The 13,810-nt window shown below is 45.0% G+C and carries 10 protein-coding genes; 9 read left to right on the top strand and 1 reads right to left on the bottom strand.

Translation table 11 applies throughout. The annotated features are described in order from the left end of the window. The first annotated feature begins 25 nt into the window (after window positions 1-25). From HF322_RS01615 to HF322_RS01585, 7 genes are all read left to right on the top strand, one after another. Window positions 26-712: a 3-oxoacid CoA-transferase subunit A gene (locus HF322_RS01615; protein WP_169391641.1), complete on the top strand. Its 687-nt coding sequence runs from the start codon at window positions 26-28 to the stop codon at window positions 710-712. A 9-nt stretch (window positions 713-721) separates the two neighbouring features. Beyond that, the gene (locus tag HF322_RS01610; protein ID WP_169391640.1) at window positions 722-1,372 is read left to right on the top strand and encodes a 3-oxoacid CoA-transferase subunit B; all 651 of its coding nucleotides are present in this window, start codon (window positions 722-724) and stop codon (window positions 1,370-1,372) included. A 29-nt stretch (window positions 1,373-1,401) separates the two neighbouring features. Next, complete coding sequence (pcaF, locus tag HF322_RS01605) at window positions 1,402-2,679, top strand: 3-oxoadipyl-CoA thiolase (RefSeq protein ID WP_169391639.1); 1,278 nt, start codon at window positions 1,402-1,404, stop codon at window positions 2,677-2,679. Between the two features lie 18 nt (window positions 2,680-2,697). Continuing rightward, window positions 2,698-3,474 (top strand): 3-oxoadipate enol-lactonase, encoded by a 777-nt coding sequence (gene pcaD, locus HF322_RS01600; RefSeq protein ID WP_169391638.1) that lies wholly within the window; start codon window positions 2,698-2,700, stop codon window positions 3,472-3,474. Between the two features lie 86 nt (window positions 3,475-3,560). Further along, on the top strand, window positions 3,561-4,904 hold the full coding sequence (locus HF322_RS01595) for a M20 family metallopeptidase (RefSeq protein WP_219848139.1): 1,344 nt from the start codon (window positions 3,561-3,563) through the stop codon (window positions 4,902-4,904). Window positions 4,905-5,201: 297 nt separating this feature from the next. Further along, entirely contained in the window at window positions 5,202-6,566 is a 1,365-nt protein-coding gene (locus HF322_RS01590; protein ID WP_169391637.1) for an MFS transporter, read from the top strand. A gap of 244 nt (window positions 6,567-6,810) precedes the next feature. Further along, window positions 6,811-7,341 (top strand): hypothetical protein, encoded by a 531-nt coding sequence (locus tag HF322_RS01585; RefSeq protein WP_169391636.1) that lies wholly within the window; start codon window positions 6,811-6,813, stop codon window positions 7,339-7,341. A gap of 143 nt (window positions 7,342-7,484) precedes the next feature. Here HF322_RS01585 and HF322_RS01580 read toward each other — a convergent pair whose 3' ends face one another. After that, window positions 7,485-7,862 carry a hypothetical protein gene (locus HF322_RS01580; protein ID WP_219848138.1) on the bottom strand — a complete coding sequence of 126 codons (378 nt, stop codon included), beginning with the start codon at window positions 7,860-7,862 and terminating at the stop codon, window positions 7,485-7,487. A 12-nt stretch (window positions 7,863-7,874) separates the two neighbouring features. Here HF322_RS01580 and HF322_RS01575 point away from each other — a divergent pair, with 12 nt between their 5' ends. Together HF322_RS01575 and HF322_RS01570 are read left to right on the top strand one after the other, a co-directional pair. Further along, window positions 7,875-8,078, top strand: coding sequence for a MerR family transcriptional regulator (locus HF322_RS01575; RefSeq protein WP_169391635.1), 204 nt, complete (start codon window positions 7,875-7,877; stop codon window positions 8,076-8,078). Window positions 8,079-8,190: 112 nt separating this feature from the next. Continuing rightward, on the top strand, window positions 8,191-13,809 hold the full coding sequence (locus HF322_RS01570) for a UvrD-helicase domain-containing protein (protein WP_169391634.1): 5,619 nt from the start codon (window positions 8,191-8,193) through the stop codon (window positions 13,807-13,809). The last annotated feature ends 1 nt before the right edge of the window (window position 13,810 follow it).

Raw genomic sequence — 13,810 nt, 5'->3', positions numbered from 1 at the left:
ATGTTACTGATAAAAGGACAAGATAATGATTGATAAAACTCAAAAATCCATGCAAGAGGTGCTCAGTCAAATCAAAGATGGCGCCACCATTATGATCGGCGGCTTTGGAACGGCAGGACAACCGGCTGAGCTGATCGATGGCTTGATTGATTTAAAAGTAAAAGATTTGGTGATCATTAACAATAATGCCGGCAATGGTGATTTTGGCTTAGCCAAATTGCTCAAATCCGGCGCGGTTCGCAAAATCATTTGCTCATTTCCAAGACAATCGGACTCATGGGTATTTGATGAATTGTACCGCGCGGGCAAAATTGAGTTAGAACTTGTGCCTCAAGGTAATTTGGCTTGCCGAATCCAAGCTGCTGGAATGGGGCTTGGGGCAGTATTTACCCCAACTGGATTTGGAACGCTGCTAGCTGAGGGCAAAGAAACGCGAAACATTGATGGCAAAGATTACGTTTTAGAGTATCCGTTAAAGGCAGATTTTGCTTTGATTAAAGCGGCGGTGGCGGATCGTTGGGGCAACTTGATTTACCGCAAATCGGCGCGAAACTTTGGTCCAATTATGGCAATGGCGGCTGAGGTGACAATCGCTCAAGTGGCAGACATTGTGCCGCTTGGTGGTCTTGATCCTGAACACATCATCACCCCCGGCATTTTTGTTCAGCATGTGGTTCAGGTTCCTGCCATTGTATCGTCGGCACAAGCTTAGGAGATTGCTATGAGTTATTCCCCCTTATCCCGTGATGAGATTGCCAAACGCGCCGCAAAAGACATTCCCGATGGCGCTTATGTCAACCTTGGTATTGGACTTCCCACCAAAATTGCTAAATATTTACCAAAAGATAAAGAGGTATTTTTGCACTCTGAAAACGGGCTGCTTGCCTTTGGTGCGCCGCCTGAGGCAGGATTTGAAGACCCTGAGCTGATTAACGCGGGCAAAGAATTTGTCACCATGTTGGATGGCGGCAGCTTTTTTCATCACGGCGACTCCTTTGCCATGATGCGCGGCGGTCATTTGGACATTTGCGTGTTGGGCGCATTTCAAGTGGCAGCCAATGGCGATTTGGCAAACTGGAGTACGGGCGCTCTTGATGCGATTCCGGCGGTGGGCGGTGCGATGGACTTAGCCGTTGGTGCCAAAAAGGTGTTTGTGATGACCAACCACACCACCAAAGAGGGCGAACCCAAAATCGTTGATACGCTGACTTATCCGGTTACCGGAAAGCACTGCGTTGATCGCGTTTATACCGATTTGTGCGTGATTGATGTGACCAAAGATGGCTTAAAGGTGACTGAAAAAGTAGCCGGACTAAGCTTTGATGAGCTACAACGCTTAACCGGAGCGCCACTTATTGACGCCACGAAATAAAATCAAATTTATAAAAAAAGGATAACGTTATGACGCAACCACATAACAATAACGACTTGACCAACGCTTATATCATCGATGGAGTTCGGACACCGTTTGGGCGCTATGGCGGCGGTTTATCGACCATCCGCGCGGACGATTTGGGCGCAGTTCCCATCAAAGCATTAATGGCGCGAAACCCAAGCATTGATTGGCAACGCATTGACGATGTCATCATGGGCTGCGCCAATCAAAGCGGTGAGGACAACCGTAACGTTGGTCGAATGTCAGCGCTTCTTGCAGGGCTGCCCTATCAAGTTCCGGCAACCACCGTCAATCGCCTTTGCGGTTCAGCCATGGACGCTCTAGCCATTGCCGCGCGTGCCATTAAATCCGGTGAAGCGAATTTAATCATCGCAGGCGGCGTTGAGAGCATGAGCCGCGCGCCCTTTGTGATGGGAAAAGCCGAAAAACCCTTTGATCGCTCTCAAAAAATCGAAGACACCACGATGGGTTGGCGCTTTATTAACCCAAAGCTTGATGCGATGTATGGCACAGAAACTATGCCAAAAACGGCAGAAAACGTCGCTGAAGATTTTGGCGTTAACCGCGCAGACCAAGATGCTTTTGCTTATCGCAGCCAAGCTCGAACCAAAGCCGCTCAAGATGCTGAATTTTTTCAGCATGAAATTATCGCCGTGAGCATCCCGCAGCGCAAAGGCGATGCCATTATCGTTGATACCGATGAGCACCCGCGAGCGGATACGACCCTTGACAAACTGAGCAAGCTTAAACCCATCGTCAAAGCAGACGGCACGGTCACCGCAGGCAACGCCTCAGGCATTAACGATGGTGCAGCAGCGCTACTGGTTGCCTCAGAATCAGCGGTGAAAGAGTTTGGATTAACCCCACGAGCGCGAATTATTGCCGCAACCATGGTCGGCGTTGAGCCGCGAATCATGGGCTTTGCCCCTGCCCCTGCCATCAAAAAGCTGCTTAAACAAACTGGACTGTCAATTGATGATATGGATGTGATCGAGCTTAATGAAGCCTTTGCCGCCCAAGCGCTGGCTTGTACTCGTGATTTGGGACTTGAGGATGACAGCACACGCGTCAACCCCAATGGCGGCGCGATCGCCCTTGGTCATCCGCTTGGCGCGTCGGGTGCAAGGCTTGTGATCACTGCGCTCAATCAGCTTGAGCAGTCACAAAAACGCTTTGCCTTATGCTCGATGTGCATTGGCGTGGGTCAAGGCATCGCCATGATTATTGAACGCTGCTCTGATAACAAAGCGACCGCCACTGATACCGCCCAAAAAGACGCTTAAGCTTAAAAGGAGTCAACCATGCAATTTCAACATAACGATGTTTCGCTTTATGTACAAACCTTTGGCAGTCAAGACAACCCTGCGCTGATCTTTTCCAATTCGCTTGGCACAACCCATCAGATGTGGCAACCGCAGATTGACGCGCTGCAAAACGACTACTTTATTATCACTTATGACACTCGTGGTCATGGTCAGTCCTCAGCGCCAAACGGGGCTTATACCCTTGCCGATCTTGGCGGCGATGTGATTGCCATTTTAGATGCGTTACATATTAAAAAAGCCTTATTTTGTGGCATCTCGATGGGCGGTCTTACGGGTCAGTGGCTTGCGATTCATCATCCCAAGCGTTTTTATCATATGATGCTTTGCAATACCGCCGCCAAAATCGGTCAAAAGGACGCTTGGCAATCCCGCGCTGATTTGGTTCGAAAAGACGGATTAGCGCCTATTGCCGAAACCGCAAGCGAGCGCTGGTTTACGCCTGACTTTATTGCTACCCATCCTGATATGGTTCAAAAGCTGAGCAATACCTTAGCCAAAGGCAGCGCTGAAGGTTATGCCAGCTGCTGTGAAGCGCTCGCCAGCGCCGATTTGCGCGAGCAGTTGAGCCAAATTAGCATTCCGTTAACAGTGGTGGCAGGAAGTGCCGACCCTGTCACTACGGTAGATGATGGCAAGTTTATGACCGATCGCATTACCAATAGCACGCTTGTTACCATCGATGCCTCGCATATTTCAAACATTGAGCAGCCAGAGGCGTTTAATCAATTTATTTTGCAGCACTTAAAATGTTAAAATCATTTAAAGTTGATTTAAACATGAACGTTAACCACAACTTACCGTAATTTTTTTATAAAAAACTGCCAACACAAGGATGTGACATGAGCAAAAAGCAAAGTATTCAACGATCTTTTTTAACCTTAGCTATCAGCGTTGCCGCCTGTAGTGCCTTCGCTGCGCCGACTCCTATAAACTTTGCTTCTAATAATCCAAGCACCATTAATATTGACAAGCCTGTCAAAAGCGTTGAGAAAAAAGTGATCGATTGGCGCCGCGATATTCACCAGCATCCCGAGCTGAGTAATAGAGAAACGCGTACCGCAGCGCTCGTTGCCAAGCATTTAAAATCTTTAGGAATTCAGGTTGACACCAACATTGCCCATACTGGTGTGGTCGGGTTTTTAAAAGGCGCCAAGCCTGGTCCTACGGTGATGTTACGCGCAGATATGGATGCCCTTCCTGTCACCGAAAAAACAAACCTGCCCTTCAAATCCACCATCGTGACCAAATATATGGGAGAAGACGTTGGGGTGATGCACGCTTGCGGTCATGATACCCATGTGGCAATGCTCATGGGAACCGCCGAAGTTTTGGCTAGTGTAAAAAATCAGCTGCGAGGCAACGTTATGTTCGTGTTTCAGCCTGCAGAAGAAGGCGCGCCTGAGGGCGAAGAAGGCGGCGCTGAGCTGATGCTAAAACAAGGCATCTTTAAAAAATACAAACCCGATGTCGCGTTTGGACTGCACATCATGTCAAGCTTAAATAGCGGTCAAATCGGCTATCGCAGCGGTCCTATTATGGCAAGCGCTGATACCTTTGACATCACTGTAAACGGGAAACAAACGCATGGTTCAGCGCCTTGGAACGGCGTGGATCCCATCGCAACAGCCGCGCAAATCGTGACTGGCGTGAATCAGATCGTTAGCCGTCAAATTAACATCACCAAAGAGCCTGCTATTGTCTCCTTTGGTAAAATATCGGGCGGCGTTCGCGACAATATCATCCCCGACAGTGTCAATATGATTGGGACGATTCGCAACTTTGATATGGATATCCGCGAGCAAGTATTTAAAAAAATAGAAACCACCGCGACCCAAATCGCGCTGGCATCAGGCGCTAAATCTAACGTTAAAATCAATAAAGGCTATCCGGTCACGATTAACAACCCCGCCCTTACCGCTCAGATGCTACCAACTTTAAGCAATATCGTCGGTAAAGCCAATCTGATTGAAGTCCCAAAAGTCACGGCAGCTGAGGATTTCTCGTTTTATGCTCAAGAAGTACCAGGATTGTTTATATTCTTAGGCGGCACGCCTGTCGGACAAGATCCTGATCAAGCCGCGTACAATCATTCCCCCTACTTTTCGATCGATGAGTCCTCTTTAAAAATCGGAACGAAAGCGCTTAGCCAATTGACCCTTGACTATCTAGCGATGAAAAAATAACTTATCTCTCAAAGCATAAGGTTTTACAACCTTAGTTCTAAAAGACCGTTTTTGCCGTTAAAAGACACCTTTATTACTAAAATATATAAAGGTGTCTTTTTTCATTTTTATTGTCATCAAAGTTGTTTATTGTCATAAAACTTAAAGCGCAACTATCGTCTTGATAATTGCGCTTTTTTTATAATTTCACACGATACCCTTTTGGTATGAAGTGATACTAACTTGGTTTTTGACTTGATCTTAAAAAAGCCCTACCGTGAGGATAACTGATCAAAATTTGACTCATGGAGAGAGCAGATGGAATCTAACGCTTTAAATATCAATAACATCATTGATGAGGCAAAATTTTCCTCATTCCATTGGACGGTATTATTTTGGTGTTTGCTCATCATCATTTTTGATGGCTACGACTTGGTGATTTATGGCGTCGCCTTGCCGCTACTGATGCAAGAGTGGTCATTAACTGCCGTTCAAGCCGGATTTTTGGCAAGCGCTGCCCTATTTGGGATGATGATTGGCGCGATGGTTTTTGGCACGTTATCTGACAAGCTTGGTCGCAAAAAAACCATCATGATTTGTGTGGCGCTATTTAGCAGCTTTACCTTTTTTGGCGCGTTTGCCCAAAACCCAACCCAGTTTGCGCTGCTGCGGTTTGTGGCAGGGCTTGGCATTGGCGGGGTTATGCCTATTTGCGTGGCACTCACCTCTGAGTACGCGCCAAAGCGGATTCGCAGTACGCTTGTGGCGATTATGTTTAGTGGCTATGCGATCGGTGGCATGACCTCAGCACTGCTTGGCGCTTGGCTGGTGGCAGATTTTGGCTGGCAGATTATGTTTTATATCGCTGGAATCCCAACATTATTGCTGCCCATCATTTGGAAAATGCTTCCTGAATCGTTAATGTTTTTGGTCAAAGCTCAAGACCATCACAAAGCCAATCGAATCGTCCAAAAGCTTGCGCCAAAGCAGCCTATCGATAGCCAAACGCAATTGGTGCTTGATGAGCCAACCAAAGGCGATGATGCGCCAATTAGAGCCTTATTTCAAAAAAATCGCGGTATCAGCACCGTGATGTTTTGGACAGCGTTTTTTATGTGCTTATTGATGGTTTATGCGCTCGCAAGCTGGCTGCCAAAGCTGATGATTCAAGCCGGCTACTCGCTTGGCGCCAGTATGCTGTTTTTATTTGCGCTAAATATCGGCGGTATGGTCGGCGCCATTGGTGGCGGCGTTTTGGCGGATAAATTCCATATCAAGCCCGTTTTGACCACCATGTTTACGCTTGGCGCGGTTGCCTTAATTTTACTTGGCTATAATAGCCCGCAGTTGGTGCTTTATTCGCTGATTTTTGTGGCAGGCGCGACCACCATTGGTGCGCAAATCTTACTTTATACCTTCGTTGCTCAGTACTACCCAACGGCGGTTCGCACCACGGCGATGGGCTGGGCATCAGGGGTTGGTCGAATCGGCGCGATTGTAGGACCTATCTTAACGGGGGCTTTACTGACCCTTCATTTACCGCACCAAACCAACTTTTTATTTATCGCCGTTCCAGGTTTGATTGCTGCCATTGCGATATTCTTAGTGAACTTAACTGCGGCTGTTGAAGGTAAAAAAGTCGTCAATGATCCTATCTTGATAAAAGACTCGATGTTGACTTAATAATTTTGATAAGTTAGAGATGCTCTTTTTTATCGATAACAGATTAAATATACCCATAAAATAAGAAGTCAGCTAATGCTGGCTTCTTATTTTAATAAACGCTGAAAATTTGTTTTTAGTTTATAACCTTAAGGGCTGCGTGGTTGATTTACGAAGATGAGCGTTTTATTTTCGGTTTAAAAAACTAATAAAACTTATATACTATTGTTCGCTAAATCATAAAAATCTGAACAGGAAATCAATCATGCTAAAAAAAATCGCGTTGCTACTCACCTTATCCGTTTCAGGGTTGGCGGTGAGTTCTGTATCAAACGCCGCACCAAAAACGAAGTTCGGCGTTACCGTGACAGAATGCAATTTTGACTATGAAGACGAGAAATTTTGCACAGACAGCCGCTTAAAAAGTTACGCCAAAGCAATGAAAGATCGTAAAGCAAACTTCGATGGCAATAAAATTATCTATATTTTCCAGACCAATGCGACAGGTTACGTGGGCAAAAGACCTGACCGCTTAGTCGTCATAGATCCTGCTAAAAAAACCGTTTCACCTTTTGGCTATGCTTTGTCAGACGCTACCGACGGAAGTAAAAACGTTGCCGTAAACAAGAAAGGCGACACTATGCATTATGATTTTAATAAAAGCTCCAATCGGTTTTGTTTTTCAGGAAATATTGATGCCTATAAAATGTCTGAATCCTATGACGGCACTCCTTTCTGCTTTAGATATGACAATCGGGAAAAGCAGCTTATGAGAATTTTAGAAAATTTTCGCTAACAATTAAAATTTTTATAAGCAATATTAAAAAAGGCTATAACTCATTGATAGCCTTTTATTCTTATAAAGAGATTTATACAGATAGATTTATTATAGGCATTTTGGCAAGAGGCTAGGCGCCTCACTTTTTATTGATTGTTAAGTCAATGACCTTTAAATCGCAATAGCTTCAAAACATTTAGCGTGATCAGTACCGAGGCTCCCGTGTCGGCAAGTACAGCAATCCAAAGTCCGGTTATTCCTAAAATAGTCGTCATTAAAAAATGCCTTTTAACCCAAGCGCGATGACGTCGTTTTGATGAATGTTGCTCATGGTTGATTGTGAGAGCATGACCAAATGCGCGACATCGTTGATTTGGCTTTTCAGCAATGTCTGTGCTGCCGCCCATTGCAATGCCAACGTCAGCAGCGGTAATCGCTAGCGCATCAATGCCAAGTTTTGCGTCCTCGCGCAGCTCATCAGGAAGGGCAATAAGTCCAAGCGCATCACAGCTAGCTTTATGGTTAATAATAAGGCGCAACAGGACATCATCATGTTAATTAAAATAGGAAAACTAGCAAAGCTTACCGAAACAACGGTTGAAACCATTGGCTATTATGAAAAAGAACACCTGTTACCAATGACAATGACGATTCACAGTGAGGGCAATTATCAGCTTTATAACGCGGCGTATATCGAGTGGCTACAGTTTATGCGGACAGCTCTTGTCATGAGTGAAGGCTGTTTATTTTTATAATAACAAAGCCAAATTTCATTATGTTGCCGCAATAAACCCTTGTCATATACAATAGTGCAGTATTTTGCTTGATTTTAATTTAGAAGTTACTATAAAAGCCGGAAGCAGACGCATGACCTCATTGCCAATTTTTATCCAACCGCTTAATGATTTCCACCAAGACACCGCTCCAAACCATGTTGAAGCTTCCGCCCTGACCTCAACCACTTCAAAAACGCCAAGCAGCTTGGCAGAATTCTTACACATCAACGCGCTGCAAGATTTAAGTCACTTGACCGCTGCCAATCAACCGTCTGAGCTATTAGCATTGTTAAACCAAGACCAAAAAACACTTTGGCTGGATTTAGAAATTGACCCAAAATCGCAAACCTTAATTGACGGCGCATTTTTAGTAGATAATTGCTACTGGCAATTTGATGCCAAGCAATTTTCCAAGCAAGCGGTCATTATTTATCATTTGCTTGATAAAGCGACCTATTTGGGCGGTCATCATATTCTTGAGTTTGATTTACCACAGTTAATTCGCCTTTTAAGCCAAGCGTTGACCGATTTTGGCAATGAACAACAAACACTTACCCAAAAGCTAAGCTTGCCTGAAACCTTAAACAACTGGCAGGCTAAAGCTTGGGACACGCTAGTGTTAAGCTGCCTTTTGATTCCGCATCAGCCAAGTCATGCTTTAGCCAAGCTTTATAAAGCCAAAAGTGATTATAACCATCCGGTGCTTGATTGCATTGAAAGCCGCTGCGTTTTTCAGCTTTGCGCGCTATCGTGGCAGCAGCTTTCAAGCAATTTGCAAATTTTATTGCATAAACTACTGCCGCAGTTAGCCGCGCTGAATGAGCGCAGCCATCACGATTATTTTGCCATTGATAAAGACAATATTTTTGATATTGATGCGATATTTGATGAATTGCCTTTAGGAAATAATCAAGCGCTAAATCAATTATTAACCCACTATCTAACTCAAACGACAAACCAAGCCTTTGATGATGGCAAAATAGAAAGCAATTTTCCGGCGCAGCTTTGGCAATATCTTGGGGTGGCTGCGTTTATCAATTGGCTTCGGTATTTTGATAAGCCACAAGCGCGCAGACCCGTTTGGCTTGGTAAGCATCCCCATCATCGCGGCTATTTTGGTAAGGTAGAAAGCGCCTTTTGGCAACTTGATTCGCCAAGTGAAGCTTGGATTAATACTCAAGCGGATTACTTTTTTGGCTTTCAAGCGCTTCGCGGCGGTCAGATGTCGATTGTTAAAGCCGTTCTTGCTAACGAAGACATTCCGCTAGGTATCCTGCCAACGGGCGGCGGCAAAAGTTTAACCTTTCAATTGCCCGCGCTGATTTTAAGCAAATATCAGCGCAAATTGACCGTCGTTATCTCACCGCTTAAAGCGCTCATCGAAGACCAAGTGGTCAATTTGCACGCCAGCGTCCCCAATTATGCAAGCCGCGTGGCGTATTTGACCTCGGGGCAGTCGCCGCAAGCGCAAAAGGATATTCTTGATGGCATTTGGCATGGCGATATTGATATTATTTTTTTAAGCCCTGAGCGCCTGAGAACGCATGGCATCCGGCAGCTGCTGAAAAATCGACCACCGGCGTTTTGGGTGCTTGATGAGGCGCACACGCTGAGCCAATGGGGCACCGATTTTCGACCAGATTTTTTGCGGATTGCTGACCACATGATGGCATGCTATAGCGATGAGCTAAAATTGCATTTTCAACAGCAATTAGACAACCGCAAAAGCAATCAAAATAACGCCCAATTCAATATGTTAGGCGATAATTCAACTCAAAAAACGCCTGACTTTATCCCGCCAACCATTAGCCTTGTCACGGCAACCGCTTCCGCTCGCGTCAAACAGGATTTGGAAAGCGAGCTGGTTGACAAACTTGCGGCGCTCACCGATGACAAAGCCTTAACTCAATACGGAACGCCCCTTGATAAGCTCAAAATTTGGCGTGAGGACATCATGGCACATTTTCAAGAAGTTGCCAAAGATGACCGTGAAGCAGTGATTTATCAAATTTTGCTTGAGCGTAAAGCTTGGTTTGAAAATGAATATCCTGAGACCCCCGAAAAAGGCGTGGCGCTCGTTTACCTTCGTAACCGCGATGGCTGTGACCAATTTGCCGAGGATTTTGCCAAACAAGGCTTAAAGGCGGCGTCTTATCATTCAAAATTGAGCGATTCGCAAAAAAAGAGCGTCCTTGAAAAGTTTAAAAACGATGAGCTTGACGTGGTGGTTTGCACCAACGCTTTTGGTATGGGAATCGACAAACAAGGCATTCATACCGTCATCCATAGCGGTCCTCCTAACAATCTTGAATCGTACATTCAAGAAATTGGGCGTGCTGCTCGCAAAGACTTTGAAACGGGCGCCGCGTATTTGCTGTGGTCAGAAGCTGACATTGCTCAGTTGTTTTTGCATGAGCGCAAATCGCGGATTCCAAATACCAATACGCTAAAAGACTGCTGGACGGCAATCCGACCGGTGCTAAACAAGCCTTCCCAAGATCAGTGGTTTCCAAGCAGCGCTTTAACCTCAATCCTAGCACCTGATAGCGACACCGAGCAGTTAAATACCCAAATTAGAGTGGCGCTATTGGCGCTTGAGCGCTATGGGCTGCTGACTGAAAAAGAGCAGCAACCGGCTTGGGTCAGCATTAAACTTGCTAACACCGCGCCTGCCAGTAGCCAAACTAAAATTGCAAGGCCTTATGCTCAGCTCAAGCAGCTTTCTGACAACCCAATAGCAGAAGGTGATGATTTTAATAACAGTTTTAATAACGATTTTAATAATAGCAATTGTAATAAAAAAAGTAACGACGGTCTGACCCATTATCATTTGCCTGAGCTTGCTGTTGCCCTTGGTTATTCGGTTAAAGAACTGCTTAACCTGCTTCGCGAATTGGTCAATCAAGGTTATGCCCAGTGGCAAGTTATCGTTCGAGTTCGGCTTAAATTCACCCACCGCTATTTAAAAAGCGAATTTAACCGTTGCCGCCGGATTATCAGCGCCCTTGAGGACTGTTTGGCAAGCAATTACGGCACGCTAAATTCGGCGGACGATATCAGCACCAGCCAAACCGTTCAGCTGAACACCAAAGCGCTAGATAATTGGCTCACTCAGCAGCGCCACAATTTAACTTGCCGTCAGCATATTTTGCCGATGTTTCGCGCCCTTGGTATTTTAAAAATCCGCAACCACAGCAAAACCCAAGTGTTTGTTTCCTCAACTAAAAATGTCCAAATGTGGCAAACTAATGAAAACCGGACGGATAACTGGCAAAGCTGGCTTGATTTTGCCAAAATCATGGTCGATGAGTTAACGCCGTTATTTGAAAATGAGCTCCTGCCCGCCCTTCCCGACCAAAAAGATGGCTACAGCCGCGATTTTAATTTAGAAAAACTGTCTTATCAGCTAAAGCGCGACCCTGACACGCTATTATCACAGCTTGAAACCTTGCAGCGCTTAGAGCTGATTGAGCTTAGCCGCTTAGATGATGCTCAAGATGCGATATTTTTTGTCGGTCGGCATCATAAGCCCATTTCAAAATATCACGAAACCGCATATCAGTATTTGCAAGCGCATTATCAAGACCGCTGCGCCCGAATTCATATGCTCAACTTTTGGCTTCATGCCGACAGCCCAACCCAAAAGGCGTTGATTGAGGATTATTTTAGCAAGCCGCTCGCCGAGGTTATCGACTGCTATCTTCCAAAAGATCTGGATGTCAATAAGCCGTATATTAAAGATTACGCTAAACAAATTTTGCCCGAATTTTTTAGTGATACTCAAACAAAAATCGTCAAAGAAACCAGTCGCGCGGCAATGGTGCTTGCAGGTCCCGGTTCAGGCAAAACTACCGTCGTCGTTCACCGCGTTGCTTATTTATTGATGATTGAGGAAATCAAACCTGAAAAAATCCTCATTTTGGCATATAACCGCTTAGCAGTTAGCGAGCTAAAATCAAGGCTTCATGCCCTTATCGGTCATCATGCCATTGGCGTTACCATTCAAACCTTTCACGGGCTTGCGCGGCAAATCACCGGAATGAGCGAAAAAGATGCCACAGATACCGCCCTTGATGAGATTGCCGCGCGAATTCCGCATTTAAACCAAGAAGAAAACACACAAAAACGCCGCGACAATGCCCGCTATCAGTGGCTGATTGAAGAAGCCATCGTGCAATTACAAGAGCGACCGCAGCATTTTCAATACATTATGGTCGATGAATTTCAAGACATTGATGAATACCAATATGAAATGATTGGGCTACTTGCCGATTTGCAAAAAGAGGAAACAGAAGCTAACGAGCAAAATTTTGAGCGGACTATCAATGATAAAGATACGGATAATTTTGATCAACGCGGCTATTTGATGGTCGTGGGCGACGATGACCAAAATTTATACGCCTTTCGCGGCGCAAGTATCAAATATATTCAGCAATTTGAAAACAACTATCACATCAACTCTCAGCAAAAATATTATCTGCTTGATAATTACAGGAGCGCAAATAATATTGTCAGCATTGCCAATGACTTTATTGCACAGGCGCTGCCAAGTCACGAGCGCCTAAAGCAAGCTGATCATAGCATTAAGGTCACCCAAGCGCACCCAAACCAAGCCATCCGCTACGGCATTTATCGGCAAGCTTACGGCATCGATATGGCAGCGTTTATTGCCTCAGATATTAAAAATCGGCTAGAAAATTCGGCTAAGGATGGAGAAACCATCGCTATTCTTGCGCCAAAATGGTCACAGTTTGATGCCATTCAGCACTATTTGGAAGCCCAAAACATCAGCAGTCAGCGCTTTAATGAAAGCGAGCAAGTTATCCCCATTAATAGCTTTATCGGTCAGGCGCTTTTTAAACATTTAAGCCAAAATCGCTTAACGGTTATTGAAGGTAAGGTTTGCGACTTTTTGGAAAATTGGCGCATTGAAAACGGCTTTACCCATTTAGACAAAGCTTGGGAGGCGCTACTTCATCGGACGCAAACCTTGCAAGACGCCACGTATGAGCAATTGCTGCAAACTCTTGATAGCCTACTTTATGACGACAAAACCCAAGTTATTTTAATCACTTATCACAGCGCCAAAGGCATGGAATTTGACCATGTTTATGTCATTGACGAGCAAAATCCAAACGATCCAAATGATCATAGCCACGCCCGAGCGCTTTATGTGGCACTGACCCGCGCCAAGCAAAGCTTAACGCTATTTCAGCATTATAAAAACCATCATCCGGTTCTCGCCAAAATTGCGACCAATCATAGCGAGAAAATTGACTTGCCTGCCGTTCCCAAACTGGACACTCTTAGCTTTCATCGCTTTTTGCATTTAGATGAACTTATATTAACGCCGCGTGACTTGGTTAGTGATGACGGCAGAGCATTTGTCGAAAAGGTATTTTGTAGCAATAATTGGGCGCAAAACCGCACTCATATAATAGGCGTATTTCAGGTTCAACGCTGCAAAGATAAGGTTAAAAATTACGGTTTTTACTCAAAAAAAGGTCAACTGATTGCTCAATTTTCTGGTAATTTTGCCCAAAAATACGCTACAAATGGTCAAGGTAATTCACGCTTGTCAATGACCGGATTTACCACCATGCTATATTATCAGCAAGATTTGACTTGGTATGCGAGGGCGGGCTATTTGGGAAATGAGACGACGCATTATTTAATTATCCCTTATGTTCAATTTAGTGTGCCGTTTTAAA

It is taken from the genome of Psychrobacter sp. MF31 (assembly GCF_012847335.1).
Classification (GTDB): domain Bacteria; phylum Pseudomonadota; class Gammaproteobacteria; order Pseudomonadales; family Moraxellaceae; genus Psychrobacter.
The sequence above is the reverse complement of the archived record's forward strand: the minus strand, read 5'-3'. Positions and strand labels throughout refer to the sequence as shown.